The sequence below is a fragment of the Chitinophaga sp. CF418 genome (assembly GCF_900142925.1).
Classification (GTDB): Bacteria; Bacteroidota; Bacteroidia; order Chitinophagales; family Chitinophagaceae; genus Chitinophaga.
Genome location: NZ_FRCN01000010.1, coordinates 349,528 through 374,112, shown reverse-complemented (window position 1 = coordinate 374,112; position 24,585 = coordinate 349,528). Strand labels below are relative to the sequence as shown.

Sequence of the window (24,585 nt, the reverse complement as noted above, 5' to 3'; positions counted from 1 at the left end):
TATGGGTTTATTTAATTGGGGACAATCACAGGAGGACAAGCAACAACTCGCAACGTTTAAAAGTGAATTGGATGCCCTGGAAAACCGCCTGGACACCTTCCTTGCGAAGCTGGATGAACGCGTGGATGTATTACTAAGTGGCTTTATAGAAGAGGCGCCTTCTGTAATGGCAGAAGATGATCGCTTCGGACAGGCATATTATCGCTTTTCATCTGCTATGAATGGACAGGCAGGCAACATGCGTGAAAAGTTGCGGGAAGTACTTGAAAAGCAGATTGAACCAGTCTACTATCGATATTCAGATACATTCTCTGTAGAAAGTGAGGCGTACAGTATACTTCGTGAATGGAGGCATCGTTGTGCCAGGAAGGCAGACGAATGGGAAGAACAGCTACGGCATCGCGTCGATGAAGCTACAGAACAGGTAGAGCGAAAAGATTATGAGCCGGTCTTTGAACAAATGATGAATACCTACTGGCAGCAATGTCAGTCAGTCAATTGCCGGCAGTGCGGGGCTAATCTGAATATAAAACAAGTATACTATTACAGTGCCTATGTAACATGTGCTTATTGTCAGACGCAAAATATCTTCGAGCCGGGAGCAATGGGCCGCGACATCGAGCACACTGCCAGGAAGCTGGCAGAACAGCGCAGTAAACATTTTATGGATGCACATCTTGAGCGGAAGAATGAAGAGCGAAGCCTTTACGAACAGATGCATGAATTGCAACTGACGTTGAGCACACAGGAGTTCATGACGAAGAGTGGCCCGGTATATGAGCAGATCCGCTTACTGGAATCAAAAAGGATACAGGCTGAAAACGAAGCCCCTGAATTGCTTGATAAGTATTACAGGAACATTTTTGATGAGCTGACAAAATTATTACCTGACCTGGAGGAACACCACGAGAAGTTCTTCAAATCTTTACAGGCCAATTACCAGAGATATGAAAGTAAACGAAGCACGAATCTATAGTTAACTATAAAAACAACAGACCATGGGACAAAACAACCCCTTATTTGAACCTATTCACGGCATCAGTTTGTACGATTACTCCGCCGCCAACGCAAAGATTGCAAATGGCGTTGCTGTTGATATCATTTGTAGCGCTCTGGGTGTAGAAGTACCTGTATGGGAAGATGCCAGTCAGGGTTGGGTACAACGTATGCAGGAAGATGCAGACTTCATTGTGATCTCCGAAATGGGCACCTTATTTGGACAGGCCGATCAACACCCTAAATTAGGCCATCTCCAGCCGGAAGCTGGTGCAGGAAATGAACAAAACCTTCAGAGACTGGCTGGTGACCGCTACTTCTATGAAGAATTGAATGGTGCGCGTACTGCAGCATATGAAGCCGGTTTAGATGGCGCCAGATGGATACAGGATAATTACGGCATCTCTCTTGGCGACTTCCAGCAGGTAGCTATGCAGTGGATGGAACAACAGAAGTTCGAAAGCAGCGAAGAGACAACGGAATATGTGAATTATATGGACGGGAAAAGACAGGAATATGCAAAGAGATTTGCTGACGAAAATGGCGGCAATATAGCTGATGATGTGGAGTTTTAATAATTCAATTGCATAAAATCCTTCTTTCCGGATATAGCATAAAAAACGCCTTCCATTTGAGAAATTGGAAGGCGTTTTTATTGAAACATTAACATTAGCCCTTATAGACAGCAGCAAATTCATCTGCAAAATCATCCAGCTTCGTCTTACCATAACTTGCTGGCTTATTCTGGTCATAATCTTCCCATAAAACGCCGCTTCTTACTGCGGTGCCCATTTCCACAAAAGTGCTTGCAACAGCAGGGGGCAAACCTGCTCCGGTCATACCGGCCAAACTATCTTCGTCACTAAATTCTACCCATGGCAAATCAGGCTTGCCTATCGCAGCACCCAATGTTTTAACGAGCGTTGAGATCTTCTGCTCATCACTGATCACATAACGATGGCTTTTGCCGCTGAAAGAACCCTGCAGCTCCTGGGCAGCTGCTTCCGCAATATCCCGCGGATGTACCAGCGCCAGTCTTGCTTCTTTGCTGTAGTTATTGCCCAGGATACCTTTGTGCTTTATCATGTCTATATTAGCAAAGAAGTTGACATAAAAGAATCCGGCACGAAGATGTTTAACTGCTACATTATCCAGTGCGTTTAAGGCCAGTTCTACGTCATGTAATCCCGCTATTGGCCCTGTGCCATTTTCAAGATGAGCGCCGATACTGCTTAGGTTTACCACGCGTGTTACGCCCGATGCCCTGATGGCCGCTGCATAGTTTTTACCAATATCGTTGATGTATTGTCTGTAATTGGTGGCGCCGAAATTCGGTGGCACCATCGTATAAACAGCGTCTGCACCCGTAAATGTTTTGGTGAGAAATGCGACGTCTGCTATCGAACCTATAGCTGCCTTCGCACCTAAAGCTTCGATGGTATGCACTTTGCCAGCATCGCTGCTGATGATGGTTACGTCATGGCCTGCACCTGTCAATATCTCTGCAAGGGGCTTGCTGATATGTCCCAGTGAGCCTGTTACTATAATTTTCATACTATAAATGTTTGTTTGTTTTTCAAGGCAAAACTATCTTTGTACAAACTTTTTTACAAGTACCTACCCCAAAGTAAGTAGTTATGACTAAAGTGAAAGAAAGCTCAACAAGAAACTATAATAAAGGCATTGCTGAAATGACCTGCCCTATCACCTATGTCATGAATAAGATCGGCGGCCACTGGAAAACGATCATTCTCTACTACCTGATAAGCGGCCCTAAACGCTACGGTGAACTGAAGCGCCTGATACCTGCCATTACGGAGAAAATGCTGATACAACATTTAAAACAATTGCAGGAAGACAATTTAATAAACAGAAAGGCAGAGGATATTGTTCCACCACATGTTGTTTATAGTCTTACGCCATCTGGTGAGGAATTAGGGCCGGTATTGCTGGCCATGGCTGAATGGGCTATAAAAGACAGCGCGAAATACGCAGGCTTTACCGCAACTGCAGATACCTGCGTTAAATAAAGACAATTGAACGGGCATAAACAGGCTAGCGGATGGAACTGTTAAGAGTTTGCTAAACATACTGCGTCCTTTAAATTTTTCGATTAAACCAGTGTCAAAGAATTAGAAAAAATTAAAGGTCATGAAAAAGATAATAGCAATACTGCTACTTGCAGTAACGGTTCAAAGCGCTTCAGCAATGGTTCCTAATGGCCCAATAAGAGGTTTTCATGGTGGTGGCTTTTACCCCAGAACAACCGTAGTTGTGGGCGGTGGTTTCTACAGCCCTTACTTTTCTCCTTTTTATTATGGCTACCCGTATCCATATACAGCTGCCGTGCCTTACCAGCCAACGAAGCTGGACATGCAGATAGCAAACATCAAAAATGACTATGCGGATAAGATCGAATCTGTTAAAATGGATAAAGATCTGACCGGTAAAGAAAGACGCGCACAGGTAAGGGAATTCAAGAGAGAACGTGATCAGGCGGTTCTTGAAGCAAAAAGGGACTACTACAAATCTTAATGTTAAAATTTGGTTCATGCAACGAGGGATGATGTGATATCATCCCTCGTTGTATGTTATACCTTACCAATTTTTTTCTGCCGGAGCGATAATATCACTTCATACACATACAAGGGAACAGCCCAGCCCATCCAGAAAAGGGAAGGGGAAATGTCTGCAAAATTGCCCAGCGATTGAACAACAGGTAGCTTTATTGTCAACCCCGATACTACGAAAGCTAATGTGACAATATAACTTCTGGTCATCCACTCCTTATGAAGTTTGATTTGTCTTTTACGCACCGTCCACCAGGCAATAAAAGATGAGGATATCCAGACACTTACCCATACCTGTAATGAAAATGCATATGCCCAGTTGATAGCATAAGCTGTGGTAAATGCAAGGATCACAGCGCAGGTGCTGCTTGCCAGGATGGCAAGCAGATAAAGGGTACCAATGATGCGGTGTAGTTTCCAGCTTTTGGTTCTCAGCCTCTCCCAGAATTGTAAAGGACCAAGAATGAGCGCTCCTCCTCCGGCGGTAATATGGAGCAACAGCACCCATTTCAGTTTAAAGTATTTACCAAGTGCTTCAGGCGTGAGTTGGAGAAAATGATCAGCACCGTGCATGAAATACCAGGTGATCGCTACAATAACAGCCCAGATCAATATTTTAAAGACGTCACTTATTCCCCGGGGGGAAGCAACAGCAGATAAATTTTTCATGTTCAATTATGTCATTAATTGAACACAAAATTCAATAAGGGGACTGTTGAAATCAATAACCGAAAAATTATTCGGTAGCGGGAACCAGGCAGGACGAGTATTGCCGGGAAGATTGTCGTCCGGAATTTACCTTTTTAACTTTCCCCGAATAGGCCGCACCCCACTGATCCATGGAGACAATGACAGGAAGCAGGCTTTTACCCATATCGGTAAGGGAATAGTCAACATGTAATGGAAATCCTTTCCGTACTTTCTTTGTGACAATGCCGTAAGATTCAAGCTCTCTTAGCTGCATATCAACTACTCTTGGTGTAGCGGCAATAAGTTGTTTATGTATTTCACTGGGCCTTTTGTACCCTCTGCTGATAAGATCTACAATACAGGGTTTCCATTTTGCACCAAGTACTTTCATGAATACAGTGACGCCACAATCCAGGTCTTCAGGAGTCTTTCTTTCGTATGTCTGCATAACATTTAATTTGGGTTATTGGCAATCCGGCAGATCTTACCGGTTTGCCTTTGTTATGCAATATAAATATTTTTCAATCCTGCCGGATCGTACCTGATTTCGTCATTGGCTGATTACTCTCAGTGATCGACAGGACTGAAAAAGTGGTGGTATTGGATTAAAAGAGTTTTTCTTCAGGAGGTTTAACACCAGCAAGGCGCAGATATACAGTAGTTTGTCCACGGTGATGTGTCTGATGCTCAAATGCTTTTTCTAACGCAACTCTCCTGGTCATATCGAATTTGCCGAATAGCGTGACTTTTTCATCCAGTTTATCTGCAGGTAGGCTTTTGATATCATTGATTACAAAGTCATACCCATCCATCACCGCCTTCATTACAGCAGCCTTTGATTTATCGGCTGATTTTTCCATTTCTCCCATATCGTGTGGACTTTTTTCACCGGTAGCCGCAGTAACCAGACCATAGTTTCCATCTGTAATATGAAGCATCTGTTCCGCAAAGGAGCGCATTTCCGGCTTTGGCTTCAAAGAATAATCTTTCTCAGGCATAGCATCCAGATATTCTTTAGTGTAGGCTTTGGCCCGTTCCCATTCTTTTACCATTTCTTCGCTGGATTGGGCAATGGCAATGCTGGATAATCCAAGGAACAGTGTGAATACTTGAATGAACTTAAGTGCTTTCATCGAATGTGAGTTTTTGTTGAACAGTAAAAATGCTTTAGCAATAGATGTGATACAAGAGAACTATCTTAAGAACTCTTAACGTAGTTTAAGGGGTAATTAACTACGTAGATAAACTCAACAATTCAAATGACCGATTTGTTTAGTGAGATAAGAAACCGCATGCCATAAAGAAGGCGCAATTATTCGCCTCGTTTCATTTTCTCTATCGTATCAAGCATGCCAGCATGCTCTGTTTCCTCCGCCAGGGGCAATGCTAATATCTGCCATCTGATGCCTTCTTCCCGGCGCCCCGACTGATACAACAGTTGGGCATTCCTGCTTATGTACTGACTGAATGCATGACGCTGCTTAGCTGGAATAGTATTCCCGTATTTCTTTGCATAGGGAATAATGGCGCTGGAAAAATTGGCCCAATCTTCGCGCTGCATACTGTAGATGGTCTGACTCATCAGAAGGACCTCTTCGCCCGTGTCTCCATAAAGCGATATCAGGTGCTTGCCGAAGGTCGCCCAGTCGGGCGTACTATCTCTTGACTCCAGGTATGGAATGACCTCTTCCTGGAAGATCTTATTCATTTTCTCAGCATGGATACGGCTACTGTCAACAGGCGTTTGTGCAAAGAGGGAAGTGGACAACAAACAATAAAGGGTTACTACTAATGGATACATGGTAATGGTATTTATGAAGGGACCTTATGAAGTTAACTAATAGATAATAACTTTACTTAGGAGAAAGAGAATTATATACAAGGCCATTATGGCAGAGCCAACAGTTCCTCAACGCCTGTTTTCACCATTTTAACGATCCATCATGCAATACGTTAATATAACTACAATTGTCATTGCTGCCCTGGCGATAGCACTCATTGTCTTCCTGATAAAGAAAAATCGCAGAGATCAGAAAAAACTACTGAAAGAGGATCCCGTAGAGGAGGAAATTGATGAACAACAAAGGCGGAAAGATAAGCTTTAAGATAGTGTGCGTTAACCTTGAATGCTGATAGCATATTAAGAACATATCAGTACTTTGAAGGAGTTTATTTTGCCCCAAAGTTTCATTAAGTGATTGTTGCCACTGCTATAAGCTCATTGCTTTTGAGCCCAGGCACTTGTTTTCTCCCTGGAAAACCGTACTTTAGTTATACTCCCAATAAAACATGTACCTCCAAACGGGTAACCCCTTTAGACACATACTTAAATCATTTTACTATGGGAAATAATTCCACAGACCACATCAATGAGGCAATGAATAATGAAGTTGCCGAATCAAAAAAGATCCCATCTGTTATAGAAGCACAGAAGATGCTGGCTTTACAGAATAACATGCTTTACGTTGGAGCAGATGCTTATATCGGTAATCCATATGCCCTTCTGGGAACAGTACTTGAGATCAGGAAAACACAGGCCGATTGCCCTACTATTGCCAATACGGAGAACGCGTCCATAGAATTCTCTGCGTTTAAAATTCCCGGTATTGAGATTGATGAAACCTCCAAGATTAAGGAGCCTATCAAACGGCAGTCTATCCTGGTAGATCAGAAACTGGCTGTAGAGGTAAGTTTTCTGAATTACCTGACCGCCGAGTTTGAAGGAGAATCATCTTTCAGTCTGATGGTCTTTGATCAGGCAACGGGCTTGGTCAATCGTGACAGCGGGTCCTGGGATAAAGGAGTGCAGTCCTGGATGACTAACAATAAAGCCAGCATCCTCGACGATCCCGCTGTGTGTTACGTGTATGCGGTGATAGGCTTTGTGCAGAAATATATTATCCGTCGTAAATATACCAAGTTCACCGCGGGAGCTAAAGGAGGTGCTTTTGGTGTTAATCTGAATGGCCAGCTTTATACCAGTGCTGAAGACTATTCACTGGATGTACGCTACGGTTTGCAAACTGTTATCCTGAAACGGCCTGCCGTAACAAAGTCGCTGTTTGCAGAAAAAGAAGTGCTGGCTGAAGCGAAGGAAGAGGAAGCAACCCTCTTTAGCGCTATTGCTAAAGAACGTAGTTTTACGCTGAAATAAACGCAATAACAGGCAACGGAGAGTGAAGACAACCAGCTCTCCGTTGTCTGAAAAAAAGAACAGGCCACCCGTTTGCACAGATAGCCTGCCGCGGATAGGATAGGGCAGGGGTTAATTCTGGTTAAAGGTCAAAAATTCGTCGCTGGCATCATTATCATCTTTTAGTTTGATCTCTGTACTGGTTATCGATATAATTTTCCAATCATCTGTCAGCTCTCCCAAAGGCTTATTGGCATCGCTTTTCGCGCCAAAATCAAGATTAAATTCCGTAGCACTGCTGTTGATGCTCCATGTTCCATGCCTGTTCGTACTACTCAGAGATGCGAGTGCAGCCCCGTTGCTGTCAAACGTGAAAATATAGCCGTTGAAATCGCTGGTTTCATTATTGCCCCGCTCAGAGAACAGTGTTACCCGCCAGGTACCAGTTGTAGGTGCCCCCGTATCAACGGTTGGCGTAGCATTTTTATCGTCATTACTGCATGACAGCATACATGCAGATAATAGCATTGCGAGTAACCAGCTGCTCCTTTTCATAACGGATATTTATTTAATGAAGGGGTAATCTATTTTATTAATACGGATAGATCAGTCCTTGGGTTGCCTGACATTGCGATTTATTTGACGGTCAGTAATAAGGCCTCCCCCGGATAGCTTTTTCCGGTTCCTGCCCAGGCATGAATGCCGCCCGCTTGCTTATAACGCTGCTTGTAAATCTATCAATACGCTCAATATCAAATAGTTGAGGTCTGGTATAAATACATCAACTAAATTTTTCTTTTTAAAACTATATATTTAGTTTTAAGGTCAAATAGTAATATAAAATGAACAACCTGTACAGGATATTATGTCTGCTTTTTCTGTTAAGCAACACGACCAGGACCCTTGCCCAATCTTCGGTGAACAGGAACCGTGTAATGGAATACCTGCAGGACCAGCAGTACGACGAAGCTATTGCGTATCTCCGGCCGGCGGTAGACAGTAATGACGCCCGTCAGGTAGCGCTGCTGGCTTATACGTATTACCAGGCGGGAAAGGTGCCGGAGGCGGTAAATTATTACGAAAAGGTCTTGCAGCTGGACAGTAATCACCTCACTGCCCACCAGTGCCTGGCTGTGATCAATCTGCAACAGGAACGTCCGCTGACTGCTGTAGAACACTATAAAAAAGTGGTCGTACTCCGTCCTCAGAGCGCCATTGCCTGGAAGCAGCTGGGCTTCGCTGCACTTACGGCCCTGCAGCAGGACTCCGGTTTTGCCTGGTTGAATAAAGCTTATTCGCTAAATCCTTACGATCCTAAGGTCGTTTCCCGGCTGGCAGAAGAATGGATAGAGAAAAAGCGCTTTGGCGCAGCAGACACACTGATAAACACTTTCCTGGCCATAGATTCCTCGTCTGCAATCGTCCTGATGACTGGCGCCCGGACCTCCTACCTGCTGAAGGATTATCAGCGCGCCCTCATATTGGGGGAGAAGCTGAAACAGCTGAACATCTCTTCCTCCAATACCTTCATCTATGTCTCCGCAGCGGCTTATAACCTCAAAAAATACGAAGATTGCATAGCCGTGAATGACTACCTCAATGCGCGGAATGCCAGTTCTGAAAATATCATCTATTATGCCGCTATGGCCTATACACAACTGAAAAAGTACCAGGAAAGCAATGAGCTGCTGCAGATCTGTATCAATATGGCAAAGTCGGCCAGCCTGGATAACTACTATACAGGTATGTCCATCAACTATGAGGCATTGGGTCAATACAAGCCTGCCATCGCCAGTCTGGATACAGCCTACTATATGTTCCATCAGCCGCTGAAACAATATAGTATAGGTCGTATCTACGATGCTCATTTGAAGAACGACGCTATGGCCACACGCTATTACAAACGTTATATCCAGCTGTACAAAGGGGAAACGCCGGAGGAAAAAGAAATTTATAACTATCTGAAAACCCGCATTCAGAAATAAGTCCTTCTCTATATACCTTGCTCGGCACCTTAAATAGGCTTAATTTTATGCGGCTTTGATAACCGGCAGCGTCAAAAACTGCCGGTTATTATTTGCGTAAATATGAATTCAATGATGAGTAAACAACCCGAACTGAGAACTGTCAACGTGACCAGGTATGTGACTCCATTGCGTGAAGGAGGCTCTTTACCGGCTATCGCCGAGGCAGATGATGGGTTCCTGTACGTACTGAAGTTCCGTGGCGCTGGGCAAGGCATAAAGGCATTGATTGCTGAATTGATCGGAGGAGAGATAGCCCGCAGATTAGGCATGAAGGTGCCGGAGATCGTTTTTGCCAATCTCGATAATGCTTTCGGCCGTACCGAGCCGGATGAAGAGATCCAGGACCTGCTGAAGGCCAGTGAAGGGCTTAATCTGGCCCTGCATTACCTCTCTGGCGCTATTACCTATGATCCTACGGTTGCAGTGATTGATCCGCTGACAGCTTCCCGTATTGTATGGCTGGACTGCCTGCTGACCAACGTTGACCGTACCGCCCGTAATACCAATATGCTCATGTGGCATAAGGAATTATGGCTCATCGATCATGGCGCTTCCCTGTATTTCCACCACTCCTGGGATAACTGGCAGGAACAGGCTAAACGCCCCTTCGTACAGGTAAAAGACCATGTTTTGCTACCCCAGGCAGACGGACTGGATAAAGTAGATGCCGCCTTCCGTGAGATCCTGACGCCTGAACAGATTCGTGCTGTCATTTCCGTAGTGCCCGATGAATGGTTGCTGACATTATCCCATCATGGTACGCCAGATGAAATAAGAGCAGTATATGCAGATTTTTTGATCACCCGGATAGCCAATTCCGGAATATTTGTAAATGAAGCGCAAAATGCAAGAAAAACACTTATTTGAGTACGCTGTCATCCGCGTTATGCCGAGAGTGGAACGGGAAGAGTTTCTCAATGCCGGTGTCATTCTCTATTGCAAACAACAAAGGTTCTTACAGGTGATGATTACGCTGAATGAAGACCGCTTGCGTGCTTTTTCTCCGGATATAGATATCAGTGAAGTAAAGACCTACCTGGAGGCTTTTGAATGCATTGCAAAAGGAGGCAAGCAGGCCGGTCCGATAGGACAGCTCGATCTTGCTTCCCGCTTTCGTTGGCTGACTGCTACCCGGAGTACAGTTGTACAGGCGGGAAAGGTACATCCCGGTTTCTGCGACGATCCCGGTAAGGCCTTGATCAGACTACATGAACAACTGGTATTGTAATACATAAAAAGAGGGTGTATGTTAACTTTTCTACACCCTCTTTTTCGTACCTTGTTTTTATTTAGATTTACAGCAAAACCCCATTGCTCCATGTTACTGCAAACAAGCACCTTACAACTGTTCCGCCCGAAGGAGGCCGATTCCCTTTATCGTTTTCTGGACCTTGTACAAGCCTGTAATGAGCACAGTCAGGCTACCCAGCTGCGCTACGTGTTTGACGGCGCTAAGTTCAATGACTACGTTTCAGCAGAAGAGTTGAAGCAGGCTTTCGCTGAGCTGGAAAAACACTGGAGCGACGGAGATTTTGACAGGGATGTGATCCTGTCTACAGGTAAGGATACATCCTTATTTACATTGGTGCATACAGATCCCTTCGAATATACCAATGAAGACAATGCAGCCTTCAGCTTCCGCAGCGGTAAGCCATTACTGCAGCCTGAGGGGCACTTCTCTTACGACGAATTTCACCGTTTCTTTGTTACCGCCATTAATGCTTATAAGGCCAGGTATGCAGCTGTATACGATACCGAACTGGAAACATTGATCTCCTTCGCTTCCTTTTACGGAGAAGTGGAAATGGATGAGGAAATATCTACGCCGGATATCGTTGTAAAAACGCCCGAGCATCTTACTGCACGTATCGGAAAGGTCATGGCTCCGGGACTCTTTGATCCACTGGAAATACCCCCTGCTATTTACTGGTTTAACTATTGGAATGAGGATCAGGTAAAAACGGTGGGTGAAGACAAAATAAAACAGGCTGCTTTTGAAGTAATAGAAAAGCTTCCCGGCGGCGGTTATATCCTCATTGTACAGAAAGAGAATTTTGATCCACATAATACGGCCCACCTCGAAAAACTGGCTGCGCTGTACGATTATTTTGACCTCTATACGCTGCAACAAACAGCTTCATAACGTTTATCAGGTACCAAACGTCATTAACAAAACATAATAGGACTCCGTTAGATGCCCCTGTATTTGTGGCGCGGGGGGAACCCCGGGAGCTCCGCGGCATTTTTAATGCCCTAATTGCCGGGTTTTATACCCAGCCGGATAGATACCTCCCTGAAATAAAAAAAGGCGTCCTGTGCCTTACAGAACGCCTTTCTGAATACTTTAATATCATCTCCGGTACTTGTACCGCACGGTGCCCATCAGCTCCTTCTTTTTTCCATAGCACTCTTCCTGAAGAGGAAGCCCTTTCTCGTCATATGTATACCTCCAGATAGTATAAGTAGCCGTCTCGCCATTCACAGTGGTCATAGCGCCGATCCTGTTTTTGGCATCATAGTCGAAAATATAGTCCGGTAGCATTTTCTTCCGGGTAGGAGAGTAGCGGACGATATCCGTCAACAAATTCTGGTCATTGTACTTGTAATAGATCCGCCTGCCGCTGGCTCCCTTGCCTGTTTCGATCTCTTCAGCCACTAGTCCCAGTGAATCCAGCGTAAATTGTACAGTGGTCGAATCTTCCACTCTATCGCCGTGAAAATGAACCATTTGCGATAACCGCCCCAGGCTGTCGTATTGATAACGCCGTGTTTCGGTGAATTTATACTTGGATTTCGGCTCATAAGAGGTAAGATATACTTCCCTGATCTTCGCGCTGGTATCGTTGGTATTACGCATGTAAATTACAGTCGTAATAACGCTGCGGGTACTGTCTATGGTTTTCGTCAGTTTACCCTTGGCAGAAAAGTAGGAAGTCATTACGGAATAGCCGGTAGCACGGGAGACAGTCGTGGACCGGATCTGCCGGTAATTGGCCTGTATTTCACGCTGGCAGCGGAAATCGTTATCAGATTCCTGGTTGGCGTCAAAGCTCTGAACCAGTTGTACAAGGATCTTATTTTCCTTTAGCAGGGCCATATTTGCCTCGGTACGGGCGGTATTGACGATGTCCTGGTAATAGTATTGGGCGGAAACAGACAGCTTTAACCCAAACAATGCTGTGAAAAGCAATAAAATGGTTTTTCTCGTGTACATATTAGATACAAAAATAATGATTCAGGAACATTCAGCAGTTCATTTCTGTAAAGATAATTTTTATATTTACCTTCTATAACCTATAAGTTACTTGAAAACACAACCTCTAAGGAAAGAAACAAACTGCCTCAACTGTGGAACGGATGTTCCCGGCAGATATTGTACAAACTGCGGGCAGGAAAATATTGTGCCCCACGAAAGTTTCGGCCACCTGGTAAAGGAATTTGCGGCCGATCTGGTACATTATGATTCCAAAACACTACTGACTTTCAAGTATTTATTCACCAGGCCAGGCTTTATTACCAAAGAGTATACTGCCGGGAAAAGGGTGAAGTTTGTACATCCTATCAAATTGTATATTTTTTCATCCTTCGTCTTTTTCTTGTTTTATTTTACACTGACGTCCCACAGCAATGATGAGTCACTCGATAAAAATACCAAAGAGCAGGTCGAGACTGCCCGCCGGCAGAACAAAGAGCTTTTCGTAAGCCTTCCGGATTCCATCAAGAGGGGCAACCTCTCTACAGGAGACTGGTTTAGAAGGCTGAACGCTGTCGATTCCAAAAAGCAGTACGACTCCCTGCAGGCAACACTGCCTAAAGAATACCGTGACAACCGTATTCAACGTAAAATGGCCCGGTATTATTTTTCTGCCGGCAGGGCCGGCGAAGACCAGACTAAGGAGGAGAAAGATCATGCCCAGGAAGAGTTGTTTCACCACAACTATCCTAAAATGATGTTTGTGCTGTTGCCGCTTTTTGCCTTGTACCTGAAATGGATGTACGATAAGAAGAAATGGTTTTATGCAGATCATGCTGTCTTCTCCGTGCATATCCATGTATTTTTCTTTTTGTTTTTTCTGGTATGTACAGCCCTGGATACACTCTTTCATATAGAAGTGTTTACCAGTTGGGGGCTACTCGTCATATTTGCGTACCTGGTAATAGCCCTGAAGAACACCTATGGGCAGTCCTGGGGAAAATCGCTGCTGAAAGGTTTCCTGGTGACCCTGGCTTACCTGATTACACTGTTGATCGTATTTATAGGTTTTGTATTCACGATGACTGTATTAATTGCGTAATTTAGGGAATGCAACCAGAATTTATTATCATACACCAGGAAGTGGCCCCCTATGTGGCCCATATCCAGTTGAACCGCCCCAAAGAATTGAATGCGCTGAACCTTGAACTGATGGCAGAACTCAGGGACGCATTAAAAGCATTGGACGCGGACGACAACGTACGGGTTATTATTATCAGCGGTAATGAAAAAGCATTCGCCGCAGGCGCAGACATCAAACAAATGGCAGGTAAGACTGCAATGGATATGTATAACATAGACCAATTCAGTACCTGGGACACAATAAAAAAAACTAAGAAGCCGTTGATAGCGGCAGTAAGCGGTTTCGCGCTGGGTGGGGGATGTGAGCTGGTTATGCTTTGCGATATGATCGTAGCCAGTGAAACAGCGCGCTTCGGACAACCTGAAATAAAGATAGGCGTCATGCCAGGAGCCGGCGGTACACAACGTCTTACCCGCGCAGTAGGTAAGGCGCTCGCTATGGAGATGGTATTGACAGGCCGTTTTATCAGCGCAGAAGAAGCATTGCGCGCAGGTCTCATCAACCGGGTAGTACCGGTAGAACTTTTCCTGAAAGAAGCCATCCAACTGGCTTCAGAAGTAGCTGCACTCAGTCCGCTGGCAGTGAAAATGGCCAAAGAATCTGTATTAAAAGCATTTGACAGTACCCTGGAAGAAGGGCTGCATTTTGAACGTAAAAACTTTTATCTCCTGTTTGCTTCCGATGATCAGAAAGAGGGCATGCAGGCTTTTGTTGATAAAAGAACACCTGTATTTAAAGGAAAATGACATTGCGTATTACGGACAGCATCATGCTCATGATATATTCCCCGTAATACACAATTAGCAATTCGTAATAGAGACCATGACCATGAACAAACACCTGGCAGCACTGTACGTAGTAGCTGCCTGCATTTTAGGATGTAAAGAACCGGCTGTCACCAACGGAGAAGAAAAAGGAAATATACCTCCGCCTACAACAGACACTATGATGGCTATAGCCGACACCATTGAACCCACCCAGGTAGCTTCCTGGCGAGCTTTTGAGCAGTTTGAAGGTAAGTATGTAGCGGAAAGCGGTATGCTGGAGAAAGAACCACTAAAGTCGCGTATCAGGGCATTACTGGCTACAGATAGCCCGGCTTTTGCAGAACGCTTTGACGTTACTCCTCCTGTAGAACTGGAAAATGATATCCTCTACAACCAGGGATGCCGCAGGCACTATTGTGGTGGCGATGAAGCAGCACTGGCCATCGATATGCGCAGAGATGTCATCTACATAGGCATCGCCGTAAATGGGACTGTAAAGCTGTTCAGTGAAAGGAATGATTCTGCTTTCCCTGAAAAGTTATTACGATGGAAACTGAAGTTCCCTTCATTGAACTAAAAACCTTAACCGGAAAGCAGAAAAAAATAGAGGCGGTGTGTCAAAAGTAATAGACCACTTTATACAAATACATCATGGATACTTATGGTCTGCAGCTGTGCAAAAAGCTCACCAGGGTCCTGATAAAATAGACGTTTAAACAATAATAGGGAGAGCGAAAGTAGCACCCGGTTTCAGATGGGAATGGCGGGCCTTCGGCTCTCCGGTGATACGACCGATGCTGTCCAATCCGTATTCAAAAGCCAATACGATTCCAAATGCTTGATAGCATTCCAGAGAGGCGCCGACCGGCATCCCATACTGAAACCGGAGCTACTTAGCGTAAAAAATAAAGAGGGGGTATCAATTAATTTTGATACCCCCTCTTCTGTATTGTCTTTTTTCTAGTTGAACTTTTTCTTCAGCTCCATCAGTTTCGCCTGGAAATCATTCAGCGGAGCAGGTGCAGCCTGTTTGGAAGGCTTACCACTGCCACCATCCTTTCTTTCTTTCCGCTGACCACCGCCGCCACTGGTACCTTGTGCTTCATTGTCCTTCATGGACAGAGAAATACGCTTACGCGCAGGATCAACCTCCAGCACCGTTACCGTTACTTTCTGGTTCAGTTTTACAGCTTCATTAGGGTTGCTGATAAACTTGTTGCTGAGATGAGAGATATGCACCAAACCATCCTGTTTTACGCCAATATCCACAAAAGCACCGAAGTTGGTGATGTTGGTCACTACCCCCGGTAAAGTCATGCCTACCTTCAGATCTTCCATTGTACGGATGCCTTCCGCATATTCGAAGATGGCGATCTCGTCACGTGGGTCACGGCTTGGTTTATCCAGCTCTTTCAGGATATCTTCCAGTGTCAGTAAACCTACTTCTTCGCTTACATATTCCTTCGGATTGATCTTCTTACGCAGATCATCCTTAGCCATCAGGTCCTGAACAGTACACTGCTGTTTGGCAGCCATGTTCTCGATCAGGGAATAACGCTCAGGGTGTACAGCGGAGTTATCCAGCGGATTGTCCCCATTTTCGATACGGAGGAACCCTGCACACTGTTCAAACGCTTTTTCACCCAGACGGGTCACTTTCTTCAGCTGTAAACGGTTCTTAAATGCACCATTCTCTTTACGGTATTTCACGATGTTTTCCGCCAGGGATGGGCCCAGACCAGATACATACGCCAGCAGGTGTTTAGAGGCAGTGTTCAGGTTTACCCCTACATTGTTCACGCAGCTTACAACCACCCTGTCCAGGCTCTGTTTCAGGTTGGATTGGTTCACGTCGTGCTGGTACTGACCTACACCGATCGCCTTTGGATCTATTTTCACCAGTTCTGCCAGCGGGTCTATCAGCCTGCGGCCGATAGATACCGCGCCACGTACGGTTACGTCGAAATCAGGGAATTCCTCTCTCGCTACTTCAGAAGCAGAATATACAGAAGCGCCACTTTCATTTACCATGAAAATATTGATCTTCTTACCGAAGTCGATCTTCTTCACAAATTCTTCCGTCTCACGACCTGCAGTACCATTGCCCACGGCAATAGCGGCAGTATCATATTTTTCCGCCCATCTTCTCAGCAGGGCTTCAGCATCGTCTCTCTTGTAGTTTTTCTCCAGCGGATAAATAACGTCGTTATCCAGCATATTACCCTGGTCGTCAAGTGCTACCACTTTACAACCGGTTCTGTAACCCGGGTCAATAGCAATCACCGCTTTAGGCCCTAAAGGAGCTGCCAGCAATAACTGACGCAGGTTCTCGGCGAATACTTCTATCGCCTCGGTGTCTGCATGTTCTTTACCTAAGGCACGGAACTCATTCTCCAGGGATGGACGGAGCAGGCGTTTGTAAGAGTCTGTACCCGCTTTTTTCACCTGTTCGCTGCTGGCGTTATTGCCGGTTACGAACTGTTTGTCTATGATGCCTGTCGCGTCTTCTTCAGCAGGGCTGATAGTGGCATACAGGAATCCTTCTGATTCACCACGCAGGATAGCCAGCACCCTGTGGGAAGGGATGGCGCTGATCTCTTCGCTGAAATCAAAATAGTCTTTGTACTTGGAACCCTCTTCTTCCTTACCTTCTATCACTTTGGATGTCAGTACGGCGGTGTGGGTAAAGAGTTTACGCAGTTTATCACGCAGTTCGGCATTTTCGTTGATCCATTCTGCCATGATATCACGTGCGCCTTTCAATGCTTCATCTGTAGATGCTACCTGCTCGTTCAGGAATTGCTCTGCAGCGCTTTGAGGCGCATTCTCCTGCTGTTCGAAGATCAGTTTAGCCAACGGCTCCAGACCTTTTTCGATAGCTTGCGTACCTCTGGTCTTGCGTTTTGGTTTATATGGGAGGTAAATGTCTTCCAGTTCTGTGAGTGCCCAGGTGTTTTCAATTTTGTCCAGCAGCTCAGGAGTCATTTTCTCCTGGTCTGTAATGGTTTTGATAATGAAAGCGCGGCGATCATCCACTTCCTGGTAGCGTTTCTGGAGATCTTCGATCTTCCCGATCTGTACCTCGTCCAGACTACCGGTCACTTCCTTACGGTAGCGACTGATGAAAGGCACGGTGGACCCTTCCGCCAGCAAATTCATGGTGTTCTCCGCTTGTCGCGCTGAGATGTTCAGCTCCGCTGAAATTAGCGCAATGTGTTTGCTATTCATGAATTAAAAATTAGTAGTTTTCCGGTTAACCAAAACCGGCGGCAAATGTAACTAAAATGCCTTTTCTGTCAACAAAAAGAAATTAACATAAATCCCATACAGACGTCCCCCTGCGGGAATTCTTTATATTTGACAGATGGAAAATAATTCGGCCTTCAATCGCCTGCTGGAAATCATGGACGATCTGCGTGAAAAATGCCCCTGGGACAGGAAACAGACTATCCAGACACTCCGTCAGCAAACAATAGAAGAACTATACGAACTGGCAGACGCTATCACTGACCAGGACTGGAAATCAATAAAGGAAGAACTGGGAGATCTGCTCCTGCATATCGTATTCTACGCAAAGATCGGTAAAGAACAGCAGCAATTTACCATGGATGATGTCATTAACGGCATCTGTGAAAAACTCATCTATCGCCACCCGCATATCTATGGCGACGTAAAGGTGGAAAATGAAGAAGAGGTCAAACAGAACTGGGAGAAGCTGAAACTGAAGGAAGGCAAGACTTCCGTACTCAGCGGTGTGCCTGTGTCCCTGCCGGCCCTGGTGAAAGCTATGCGCCTCCAGTCCAAAGCCAAACAGGTAGGTTTTGAATGGGATAATATCGATCAGGTATGGGAAAAGGTCAAAGAAGAGATAGAAGAACTGCATGAGGTGGTACAGCTGGGAAAACCTGACCAGATAGAAGACGAATTTGGCGATGTTTTGTTCTCCCTGGTGAACTACTCCCGCTTCCTGAAAGTAGACGCCGAAAATGCCCTGGAACGCACCAATAAGAAGTTCATACGCCGCTTCCAGCATATGGAACAAATGGCAGCCGCACAGGGTAAAACGCTCGATGAAATGTCATTGACGGAAATGGACGGGCTCTGGAACGAAGTGAAAAAATCAGAAAAATAAAGAAGTTGCTGGATATCAAAGAAATAAGGTTTTTTTTCATCCGCCATGGATATCTCCTGATCATTGCTGCCTGGTTATTTACCTTTTCATTCCTTTTCAGCAATTACTGGTCATACTATTCCTCCCCCCAGGGGGTAAAACGCAGCCTGGAGAAAAGCCTGTGGCAGCGTGAGCTGGCTTTTGAGGAACTGATAAATGATACCACCCTGATCAGTCACATCTTTTCCCGTGATCAGAATGAGGAAGAAGCAAAACTGCTGGGCAGAAAGGACTTCTATGTCTTTGCCTACGACAGCAGTACCGCCAGCCGCTGGCTGGTATATTGGAGCACCAACCTGGTGCTGCCTGAAGAATGGCAGCTGCCGCTTACCCCCGGTATCCGTTTTCTGAAACTGAAGAACGGGTATTACGAAGTGATCTGTAAAAAGCTGCCCGCCAGGCAACCCGGGCACGACCGATATATCCTCGGCGCGATTCCTGTGATGATGGAATACAGCATCAGCAACAATTACCTGGTAGATCATTTCTACGATAAACCGGCCCTGGGAATGGAATATACCATCCATCTCAAACCACCCGGCATCCCCGTACTGAACGGGCAGGACCTGATCCTGTTCTACCTGTACTATGACCGGACGCTCGATGCCGGACCGCCTAACCTGCTCAGTGTCATCCTCAGGGTGCTCGGATGCATCTGCGTACTGATCTTCATCAACCTCTTTGCCACTATGCTGGCCAGGCAGAAGAACCCCATGTATGGCTTTTTCTTCCTGTTTGCAGTCGTCATATTCTGTCGTACGCTGAGTTATTTCTATCCCTTTCCTTTCAACCTGCGTGCGCTCAATATCTTTACCCCACTTATTTACGCCAAGGATGAGGTATTCCGCTCCCTGGGCGACCTCTTGCTGAACGTGTTGCTTGGATTCTGGCTCCTGCTTTTTTTCCGTGAGCACGTAAAGACCATCAAACCGCCCATCGTGAAGAATCACTGGCAGCAACGCCTGGTGATCATCCTCGCAAGTTTCATCATGTATGTAGTAGGGGAATTCCTCTCTGAACTGATCCGAAGCCTTGTGATCGATTCCAGGATTTCTTTTGATGTAGCCAATCCTTTCAGCCTGAATGAATACAGTATCATCGGTTTTGTAATCCTGGGTTTTATCTCGTTCAGCTTCCTGTTTTTTTCGCAGATCATTAACTACCTGCTGAATGAACTGACCAATTTCAGACATCGTACCAAATACATCTTCCTCGCAGCTGTGGGTATGATATGGCTAACATTCCGCCTGCAGAATCCGGAGATATACTACTCTGTCGCCATGGTTATCTGGCTCATCATCTATGTGGTGTTGCTGGATGTATTGTCCTACCGCTTTGAGAATAGCCTGGCTACCGTTCCCTTCCTGTTCTGGCTGTTCCTGCTCACTATCACTACTTCGGCAGTACTGGTGTATTACAACGATCAGAAAGAGTTGAGTCTGAGGGAACGTATGGCAGTGGAGCTGTCCAAGCAGAAAGATCCTTATGTGGAAATGCTGCTCACAGACGTGACCCGGCAAATGGAAGATGACGAACTCCTGCAGCTGTTCTTCCAGCAAAGCGCCGGTAGTACTGGCCGGAGTATGCCAAGGTCCACACTGGAAAACGAACTGAAACAAAAATACTTCAAAGGCTACCTGGGACGCTTCAACGTCACCTTCTATGCCTTTAACGAGTATTTTGAGCCAATCTACGGTGGAGATACCTCCACTTTCCCTGCCCTGAGCCGGCGTATGCTGATGAGCTCAGAATTGATAGGCAGCGAACTGTATTACAACGAACGGAGCTTCAACGACTACAGTTATATTGGCCGTAAAGATTTCTATAACAACGGTATCCCTTCCGGTTACCTGGTATATGAACTGACGCCGGCAGTGGTCAATACACAGCGTCTGTACCCCGAACTGCTGGTGGATGGAGAGATCTATGATCCCGAGAAAGAGTCCTCCGTGGCCTATTCCTACGCGATCTATGACCAGGGACAACTGGTGAGCAATAACAATGATTTTGCATTTCCTGTAAAACTATATGGAGTAGACATCCCGAAAGATGAGATCACGGTACAATCGGAAAAAGGGTTCTCCAGGCTTACCTACAAGGCATCAAAAGACAAAGTAGTGATAGTGGTGAAAGAGAACAGGAGTTTCGTGGAATTCATCACACTCTTTGCCTACATGTTCTGTCTCTTTTTACTCATCATCGCCATCTACAGAGTGCTTGATCTGCTGGTGAAAGCAAGGATGCGCATCGGGAATCTCAAGGCACTGATCAATATCAGCATCCGTAAAAAGGTACATGGTACCATCATTTTCATCGTGGTATTCGCCTTTATTATACTGGGTCTGACCACTATTCTGTTCTTTATAGACCGCTCAGAAAGAGAGAATAAGGAAAGGCTGAGCCGTACCATTAACGAGGTCTCTCACGATGTGGAGAAGGTCTTTGCAGACCAGCGTATGTTTGATGACCTGGAAGACCTGTACGATCCCATTTTCCAGGCCAGCCTGACTTCTGCCATTGGAGAGATTGCAGACGAGCGTGCGCTGGATATCAACATTTATGACAGGGATGGAAATCTGCAGGTCACTACACAACCCCTGATCACAGAAAAAGGACTGTTGTCAAAAAAGATCAATCCCGATGCTTTCGTACAATTGTACCACGAGCCCAAGATCCAGTGGATCCAGAAGGAAAAGATCGGGTCCATGAAGTATCTTTCAGGCTACGCACCGCTGCGCAATAACGGGGAGATCTTCGCCTATCTGAATGTTCCTTACTTCGCTACCCAGACGGAGTTGAACCAACAGATCTCCAACTTCCTGGTAGCGCTGATCAACTTTAATGCTTTCATCTTCCTGATAGCCGGTTTACTGGCGCTGCTGATCACTAACTCCATCACCAAATCATTCTCCCTGGTAACGGAAAAACTGCGTCACGTAAGCCTGGGACAACAGAATGACGAGATAGAGTGGGAAAAGGACGATGAAATAGGTGCGTTGGTAAAAGAATACAACAAGATGGTACGCAAGCTGGAAGTGAGTGCTGCAAGGCTTGCAAAGAGTGAAAGGGAAGGCGCCTGGAGGGAAATGGCCCGTCAGGTAGCACATGAGATCAAGAACCCGCTCACGCCTATGAAGCTGAGCATCCAGTACCTGCAGCGCGCAATAGACAATGATGCGCCAAATGTAAAGCAGCTCTCTCATAACGTAGCGCATACACTGGTAGAGCAGATAGAACACCTGGCGAATATAGCATCCGATTTCTCTGCCTTTTCACGCATTGATGAAGCCAACAGCGAAGTATTGCTGCTGAATGAAGTCCTGCATTCGCTGAAGGACCTGTATCAGAGCCACGAGAACTGTAATATCCATTTCACGCCACCCGGACGCGCCTATTATATTTTTGCAGACAAAACACAGATGAACCGCCTGTTCACCAATCTGTTACAGAATGCAGTGCAGGCGTTACCAGAGGGTAGGGTAGGACATGTCACCATTGCCATGGAACAGGTTGAAGAGGGCTGGGTAGTAGTGAGTGTGGAAGACAATGGGGAAGGCATCCCACCAGAGATACAGCCCAAGATCTTTGTACCCAATTTCACGACCAAAAACTCCGGTACCGGCCTCGGACTGGCCATGTGTAAAAACATCGTAGAACAGGCGAGGGGAGAGATCTGGTTTGAAACCCAGCTCACCGTAGGAACCACCTTCTACGTACGGTTACCTTTGGAAAAGGTGTGATCCGTCCCACGTCCCCGGGTTACCACCCGGGGCTACAAATACACGACCCGCCACAGCGGGTCGAATGGTCTGGGATGTCTAATACGTTTACCCGGGGCTACAAACACACGACCTGCCATGGCGGGTCGAATGGTCTGGGATGTCTAATACGTTTACCCGGGGCTACAAACACTCGACCTGCCACGGCGGGTCGAATGGTCTGGGATGTCTAATACGTTTACCCGGGGCTACAAACACGCGACCCGCAACGGCGGGTCGAATACAAAAAAAAATACCGTCTCGCTTACACGAGACGGTATCAATACCTTTCATTTCCAATAGGATGTAAATTATTTCACAAAGCTCTCCCGGACTTTATCCAGCAGTTTTGTTTCGATCATCTGTTGAGCCAGCGCGATCATGTTTTTAAAGGCAAGGCCTTTGGAAATACCATGACCGATGATCACCGGTTGTGAAACTCCCAATACAGGAGTACCACCGTAGCTTTCGAAGTCGAATTTGTGCATGTACTCATCATTGATATTGCGTCTTACCGCGATATCATGGATAGATTCAGCCATTTTCAACACGATGTTACCGGTAAATCCTTCGCACACTATCACATCTGCTTTGTCAGTGAAAATATCCCTTCCTTCTACGTTACCGATGAAGTTCAGCAGCGGATTGTCCTTGAGTAACGGATAAGTTGCCTGCGCCAGGAGGTTACCTTTACCTTCTTCTTCACCAATGTTCAGCAGCCCTACTTTAGGATTACTGATCTTTAGTATGTGTTTGGAATAAAGGGAGCCGAGAATGGCAAATTGCAACAGGTTTTCAGGTTTACAGTCCGCGTTGATACCAACATCCAGTAAAAGTCCGAAAGATCCATTTTCCCTGGGAACGGGAGTGGATATAGTCGGCCTTTGTATACCATCTATTGCTTTGATGGAGTAGAATGTACCCACCATCATAGCACCGGTATTACCGGCACTGATGAATGCATCGATCTTGCCATTCTGTAATAAATGGAAGCCAATGCCAATGGAGGACTGAGGTTTCTCCTTCAGTGCCCTGGTAGGATGTTCATTCATCCCGATTACCTGGGATGAATGAACAACTGAATATTTTGATTGGTCTAACTGCGCATCTGACAACAAAGGCTTGAGAGCTGCTTCATCACCAATCAGCACCAGGTGCGCGTCCGTAGCAACAGTGTCTAAATATAATTTTACTCCTTTTACTGCTTCCAGGGGGGCGAAGTCGCCACCCATCATATCAAGCCCGATTCTCATGAACGTTTAGGTTTGTCTGTTTGGTCGGGGTAAAAATAGTAAAATTATTTAGTGCTGCTTTGTTTTTCCAATACTACTTTACCTCTGTAGTACAGTTTGTTCTCCACCCAGTGAGCACGATGTCTCAGGTGCACTTCACCAGTTGCGCTATCTGTGCTTAAAGTATCCGCAAAGGCCTTGTAATGCGTCCTTCTCTTAGCTGATCTTTGCTGAGAATGTCTGCGTTTCGGATTTGGCATCGTATTTAAGTTTTAATTGTCCGTGTTTAGTGTTTAATAAGTTATATCAGTCTTCACCTTTGAAGATATACCGGCTACTCAATTCTCACGAAATTTATCCAGGTCCTTCCAGATCGGATTATCTTTCTCGCCCGCCTGCCGGTTCATCTGGTCAAGCATGTCCAGTACCTTCGGATCGCAACCACTCTTGCCCGTACTATCATCAGGATGAATACGTTGCATCGGGATACTGAGATTGATGAACTCGTATATCCATTCCGCAACATTCAGATGAGACTCCGTTTTGGAGATGTAAGCTACATCCGGGTCCTCATCCTCATTCAGCTCATCCGGATTCTCCACCATCTTCACAACCTGGTCAAAATCATCCCAGAGCTGTAACTCAAATGGTTGTCCGCAACGGTCGCAGTTGACTGTCACCTTTCCGCCAATCTCGAATTTTAACAGGAAAAAATTACTTTTCTTGTCTAACAGCAACTTAACAGTCGCGTTACAATCACTGAAATCCTGCGGTCCGTAGTTTTCAAAGAAACTATCCGTAATTTGGTACTCAAATGTATGCTCTCCGGGCTTCAGTCCCACAAAGGCAATATCAAATTGACGGAGTGCTTTCATAATAAAATCCTCACTTTTAGAGGGATGCA

General features: G+C 45.6%; 26 protein-coding genes. 15 read left to right on the top strand and 11 right to left on the bottom strand.

What is annotated here, in order from left to right:
- Nucleotide 1 precedes the first annotated feature (1 nt).
- Both F3I09_RS22610 and F3I09_RS22605 read left to right on the top strand, forming a co-directional pair.
- Complete coding sequence (locus F3I09_RS22610) at nucleotides 2-976, top strand: hypothetical protein (protein WP_149697320.1); 975 nt, start codon at nucleotides 2-4, stop codon at nucleotides 974-976.
- A gap of 22 nt (nucleotides 977-998) precedes the next feature.
- The gene (locus F3I09_RS22605) at nucleotides 999-1,571 is read left to right on the top strand and encodes a DUF6620 family protein (protein WP_149697319.1); all 573 of its coding nucleotides are present in this window, start codon (nucleotides 999-1,001) and stop codon (nucleotides 1,569-1,571) included.
- Nucleotides 1,572-1,665: 94 nt separating this feature from the next.
- Here F3I09_RS22605 and F3I09_RS22600 read toward each other — a convergent pair whose 3' ends face one another.
- Entirely contained in the window at nucleotides 1,666-2,550 is an 885-nt protein-coding gene (locus F3I09_RS22600) for an NAD(P)H-binding protein (RefSeq protein ID WP_149697318.1), read from the bottom strand.
- Nucleotides 2,551-2,633: 83 nt separating this feature from the next.
- On the opposite strand from F3I09_RS22600, the gene F3I09_RS22595 reads away from it, so the two are divergent.
- Nucleotides 2,634-3,026 (top strand): helix-turn-helix domain-containing protein, encoded by a 393-nt coding sequence (locus F3I09_RS22595; RefSeq protein ID WP_149697317.1) that lies wholly within the window; start codon nucleotides 2,634-2,636, stop codon nucleotides 3,024-3,026.
- A gap of 121 nt (nucleotides 3,027-3,147) precedes the next feature.
- Nucleotides 3,148-3,531 carry a hypothetical protein gene (locus F3I09_RS22590; RefSeq protein ID WP_149697316.1) on the top strand — a complete coding sequence of 128 codons (384 nt, stop codon included), beginning with the start codon at nucleotides 3,148-3,150 and terminating at the stop codon, nucleotides 3,529-3,531.
- A gap of 56 nt (nucleotides 3,532-3,587) precedes the next feature.
- Here the strand turns inward: F3I09_RS22590 and F3I09_RS22585 are convergent, their stop codons facing one another.
- The 4 genes from F3I09_RS22585 to F3I09_RS22570 form a co-directional block, all read right to left on the bottom strand.
- Nucleotides 3,588-4,235 carry a DUF2306 domain-containing protein gene (locus F3I09_RS22585; protein ID WP_149697315.1) on the bottom strand — a complete coding sequence of 216 codons (648 nt, stop codon included), beginning with the start codon at nucleotides 4,233-4,235 and terminating at the stop codon, nucleotides 3,588-3,590.
- Nucleotides 4,236-4,302: 67 nt separating this feature from the next.
- Nucleotides 4,303-4,704: a helix-turn-helix domain-containing protein gene (locus tag F3I09_RS22580; RefSeq protein ID WP_149697314.1), complete on the bottom strand. Its 402-nt coding sequence runs from the start codon at nucleotides 4,702-4,704 to the stop codon at nucleotides 4,303-4,305.
- A gap of 157 nt (nucleotides 4,705-4,861) precedes the next feature.
- Entirely contained in the window at nucleotides 4,862-5,389 is a 528-nt protein-coding gene (locus F3I09_RS22575) for a DinB family protein (RefSeq protein WP_149697313.1), read from the bottom strand.
- A 179-nt stretch (nucleotides 5,390-5,568) separates the two neighbouring features.
- Complete coding sequence (locus tag F3I09_RS22570; protein ID WP_149697312.1) at nucleotides 5,569-6,057, bottom strand: hypothetical protein; 489 nt, start codon at nucleotides 6,055-6,057, stop codon at nucleotides 5,569-5,571.
- A gap of 142 nt (nucleotides 6,058-6,199) precedes the next feature.
- Here F3I09_RS22570 and F3I09_RS34155 point away from each other — a divergent pair, with 142 nt between their 5' ends.
- The gene (locus F3I09_RS34155; RefSeq protein ID WP_188133917.1) at nucleotides 6,200-6,361 is read left to right on the top strand and encodes a FeoB-associated Cys-rich membrane protein; all 162 of its coding nucleotides are present in this window, start codon (nucleotides 6,200-6,202) and stop codon (nucleotides 6,359-6,361) included.
- A gap of 236 nt (nucleotides 6,362-6,597) precedes the next feature.
- Nucleotides 6,598-7,410, top strand: coding sequence for a hypothetical protein (locus F3I09_RS22565; protein WP_149697311.1), 813 nt, complete (start codon nucleotides 6,598-6,600; stop codon nucleotides 7,408-7,410).
- A gap of 111 nt (nucleotides 7,411-7,521) precedes the next feature.
- Here the strand turns inward: F3I09_RS22565 and F3I09_RS22560 are convergent, their stop codons facing one another.
- Nucleotides 7,522-7,944, bottom strand: coding sequence for a lipocalin family protein (locus F3I09_RS22560; protein ID WP_149697310.1), 423 nt, complete (start codon nucleotides 7,942-7,944; stop codon nucleotides 7,522-7,524).
- Between the two features lie 287 nt (nucleotides 7,945-8,231).
- On the opposite strand from F3I09_RS22560, the gene F3I09_RS22555 reads away from it, so the two are divergent.
- From F3I09_RS22555 to F3I09_RS22540, 4 genes are all read left to right on the top strand, one after another.
- Complete coding sequence (locus F3I09_RS22555) at nucleotides 8,232-9,374, top strand: lipopolysaccharide assembly protein LapB (protein WP_149697309.1); 1,143 nt, start codon at nucleotides 8,232-8,234, stop codon at nucleotides 9,372-9,374.
- Between the two features lie 111 nt (nucleotides 9,375-9,485).
- On the top strand, nucleotides 9,486-10,283 hold the full coding sequence (locus F3I09_RS22550; RefSeq protein WP_149697308.1) for a HipA family kinase: 798 nt from the start codon (nucleotides 9,486-9,488) through the stop codon (nucleotides 10,281-10,283).
- On the top strand, nucleotides 10,261-10,644 hold the full coding sequence (locus F3I09_RS22545) for a DUF3037 domain-containing protein (protein WP_149697307.1): 384 nt from the start codon (nucleotides 10,261-10,263) through the stop codon (nucleotides 10,642-10,644). The genes F3I09_RS22550 and F3I09_RS22545 overlap by 23 nt, the downstream gene beginning before the upstream one ends.
- Nucleotides 10,645-10,734: 90 nt before the next feature.
- Nucleotides 10,735-11,559: a hypothetical protein gene (locus F3I09_RS22540; RefSeq protein WP_149697306.1), complete on the top strand. Its 825-nt coding sequence runs from the start codon at nucleotides 10,735-10,737 to the stop codon at nucleotides 11,557-11,559.
- 207 nt (nucleotides 11,560-11,766) lie between these two features.
- Here F3I09_RS22540 and F3I09_RS22535 read toward each other — a convergent pair whose 3' ends face one another.
- A complete protein-coding gene (locus tag F3I09_RS22535; RefSeq protein ID WP_149697305.1) occupies nucleotides 11,767-12,630 on the bottom strand; it encodes a hypothetical protein in 864 nt (287 codons plus the stop codon).
- Between the two features lie 91 nt (nucleotides 12,631-12,721).
- Between F3I09_RS22535 and F3I09_RS22530 the strand changes: the two genes are divergently transcribed.
- The 3 genes from F3I09_RS22530 (at nucleotide 12,722) to F3I09_RS22520 (ending at nucleotide 15,097) form a co-directional block, all read left to right on the top strand.
- Complete coding sequence (locus F3I09_RS22530; protein ID WP_188133916.1) at nucleotides 12,722-13,711, top strand: DUF3667 domain-containing protein; 990 nt, start codon at nucleotides 12,722-12,724, stop codon at nucleotides 13,709-13,711.
- A gap of 8 nt (nucleotides 13,712-13,719) precedes the next feature.
- The gene (locus F3I09_RS22525; RefSeq protein WP_149697303.1) at nucleotides 13,720-14,499 is read left to right on the top strand and encodes an enoyl-CoA hydratase-related protein; all 780 of its coding nucleotides are present in this window, start codon (nucleotides 13,720-13,722) and stop codon (nucleotides 14,497-14,499) included.
- Between the two features lie 76 nt (nucleotides 14,500-14,575).
- Nucleotides 14,576-15,097 (top strand): hypothetical protein, encoded by a 522-nt coding sequence (locus F3I09_RS22520; RefSeq protein ID WP_149697302.1) that lies wholly within the window; start codon nucleotides 14,576-14,578, stop codon nucleotides 15,095-15,097.
- 383 nt (nucleotides 15,098-15,480) lie between these two features.
- Here the strand turns inward: F3I09_RS22520 and F3I09_RS22515 are convergent, their stop codons facing one another.
- Nucleotides 15,481-17,748 (bottom strand): Tex family protein, encoded by a 2,268-nt coding sequence (locus F3I09_RS22515; RefSeq protein WP_149697301.1) that lies wholly within the window; start codon nucleotides 17,746-17,748, stop codon nucleotides 15,481-15,483.
- 136 nt (nucleotides 17,749-17,884) lie between these two features.
- On the opposite strand from F3I09_RS22515, the gene mazG reads away from it, so the two are divergent.
- Together mazG and F3I09_RS22505 are read left to right on the top strand one after the other, a co-directional pair.
- A complete protein-coding gene (gene mazG, locus F3I09_RS22510; RefSeq protein WP_149697300.1) occupies nucleotides 17,885-18,652 on the top strand; it encodes a nucleoside triphosphate pyrophosphohydrolase in 768 nt (255 codons plus the stop codon).
- 5 nt (nucleotides 18,653-18,657) lie between these two features.
- Entirely contained in the window at nucleotides 18,658-22,431 is a 3,774-nt protein-coding gene (locus F3I09_RS22505; RefSeq protein ID WP_149697299.1) for a HAMP domain-containing sensor histidine kinase, read from the top strand.
- A gap of 329 nt (nucleotides 22,432-22,760) precedes the next feature.
- On the opposite strand, the gene plsX is transcribed toward F3I09_RS22505, so the two are convergent.
- The 3 genes from plsX to F3I09_RS22490 all read right to left on the bottom strand — a co-directional run bounded on the left by plsX (nucleotide 22,761) and on the right by F3I09_RS22490 (nucleotide 24,556).
- Nucleotides 22,761-23,702: a phosphate acyltransferase PlsX gene (gene plsX, locus F3I09_RS22500; protein ID WP_149697298.1), complete on the bottom strand. Its 942-nt coding sequence runs from the start codon at nucleotides 23,700-23,702 to the stop codon at nucleotides 22,761-22,763.
- A 44-nt stretch (nucleotides 23,703-23,746) separates the two neighbouring features.
- A complete protein-coding gene (rpmF, locus tag F3I09_RS22495) occupies nucleotides 23,747-23,941 on the bottom strand; it encodes a 50S ribosomal protein L32 (protein ID WP_012793868.1) in 195 nt (64 codons plus the stop codon).
- Between the two features lie 78 nt (nucleotides 23,942-24,019).
- Nucleotides 24,020-24,556: a DUF177 domain-containing protein gene (locus tag F3I09_RS22490; RefSeq protein WP_149697297.1), complete on the bottom strand. Its 537-nt coding sequence runs from the start codon at nucleotides 24,554-24,556 to the stop codon at nucleotides 24,020-24,022.
- Nucleotides 24,557-24,585: the final 29 nt, after the last annotated feature.

What these genes read in the sequence shown, in the direction of transcription:
- F3I09_RS22610 (WP_149697320.1), top strand. Translation starts at nt 2, where the DNA reads ATGGGTTTATTTAATTGGGGACAATCACAGGAGGACAAGCAACAACTC.
- F3I09_RS22605 (WP_149697319.1), top strand. Translation starts at nt 999, where the DNA reads ATGGGACAAAACAACCCCTTATTTGAACCTATTCACGGCATCAGTTTG.
- F3I09_RS22600 (WP_149697318.1), bottom strand. Translation starts at nt 2,550, where the DNA reads ATGAAAATTATAGTAACAGGCTCACTGGGACATATCAGCAAGCCCCTT.
- F3I09_RS22595 (WP_149697317.1), top strand. Translation starts at nt 2,634, where the DNA reads ATGACTAAAGTGAAAGAAAGCTCAACAAGAAACTATAATAAAGGCATT.
- F3I09_RS22590 (WP_149697316.1), top strand. Translation starts at nt 3,148, where the DNA reads ATGAAAAAGATAATAGCAATACTGCTACTTGCAGTAACGGTTCAAAGC.
- F3I09_RS22585 (WP_149697315.1), bottom strand. Translation starts at nt 4,235, where the DNA reads ATGAAAAATTTATCTGCTGTTGCTTCCCCCCGGGGAATAAGTGACGTC.
- F3I09_RS22580 (WP_149697314.1), bottom strand. Translation starts at nt 4,704, where the DNA reads ATGCAGACATACGAAAGAAAGACTCCTGAAGACCTGGATTGTGGCGTC.
- F3I09_RS22575 (WP_149697313.1), bottom strand. Translation starts at nt 5,389, where the DNA reads ATGAAAGCACTTAAGTTCATTCAAGTATTCACACTGTTCCTTGGATTA.
- F3I09_RS22570 (WP_149697312.1), bottom strand. Translation starts at nt 6,057, where the DNA reads ATGTATCCATTAGTAGTAACCCTTTATTGTTTGTTGTCCACTTCCCTC.
- F3I09_RS34155 (WP_188133917.1), top strand. Translation starts at nt 6,200, where the DNA reads ATGCAATACGTTAATATAACTACAATTGTCATTGCTGCCCTGGCGATA.
- F3I09_RS22565 (WP_149697311.1), top strand. Translation starts at nt 6,598, where the DNA reads ATGGGAAATAATTCCACAGACCACATCAATGAGGCAATGAATAATGAA.
- F3I09_RS22560 (WP_149697310.1), bottom strand. Translation starts at nt 7,944, where the DNA reads ATGAAAAGGAGCAGCTGGTTACTCGCAATGCTATTATCTGCATGTATG.
- F3I09_RS22555 (WP_149697309.1), top strand. Translation starts at nt 8,232, where the DNA reads ATGAACAACCTGTACAGGATATTATGTCTGCTTTTTCTGTTAAGCAAC.
- F3I09_RS22550 (WP_149697308.1), top strand. Translation starts at nt 9,486, where the DNA reads ATGATGAGTAAACAACCCGAACTGAGAACTGTCAACGTGACCAGGTAT.
- F3I09_RS22545 (WP_149697307.1), top strand. Translation starts at nt 10,261, where the DNA reads ATGCAAGAAAAACACTTATTTGAGTACGCTGTCATCCGCGTTATGCCG.
- F3I09_RS22540 (WP_149697306.1), top strand. Translation starts at nt 10,735, where the DNA reads ATGTTACTGCAAACAAGCACCTTACAACTGTTCCGCCCGAAGGAGGCC.
- F3I09_RS22535 (WP_149697305.1), bottom strand. Translation starts at nt 12,630, where the DNA reads ATGTACACGAGAAAAACCATTTTATTGCTTTTCACAGCATTGTTTGGG.
- F3I09_RS22525 (WP_149697303.1), top strand. Translation starts at nt 13,720, where the DNA reads ATGCAACCAGAATTTATTATCATACACCAGGAAGTGGCCCCCTATGTG.
- F3I09_RS22520 (WP_149697302.1), top strand. Translation starts at nt 14,576, where the DNA reads ATGACCATGAACAAACACCTGGCAGCACTGTACGTAGTAGCTGCCTGC.
- F3I09_RS22515 (WP_149697301.1), bottom strand. Translation starts at nt 17,748, where the DNA reads ATGAATAGCAAACACATTGCGCTAATTTCAGCGGAGCTGAACATCTCA.
- mazG (WP_149697300.1), top strand. Translation starts at nt 17,885, where the DNA reads ATGGAAAATAATTCGGCCTTCAATCGCCTGCTGGAAATCATGGACGAT.
- plsX (WP_149697298.1), bottom strand. Translation starts at nt 23,702, where the DNA reads ATGAGAATCGGGCTTGATATGATGGGTGGCGACTTCGCCCCCCTGGAA.
- rpmF (WP_012793868.1), bottom strand. Translation starts at nt 23,941, where the DNA reads ATGCCAAATCCGAAACGCAGACATTCTCAGCAAAGATCAGCTAAGAGA.
- F3I09_RS22490 (WP_149697297.1), bottom strand. Translation starts at nt 24,556, where the DNA reads ATGAAAGCACTCCGTCAATTTGATATTGCCTTTGTGGGACTGAAGCCC.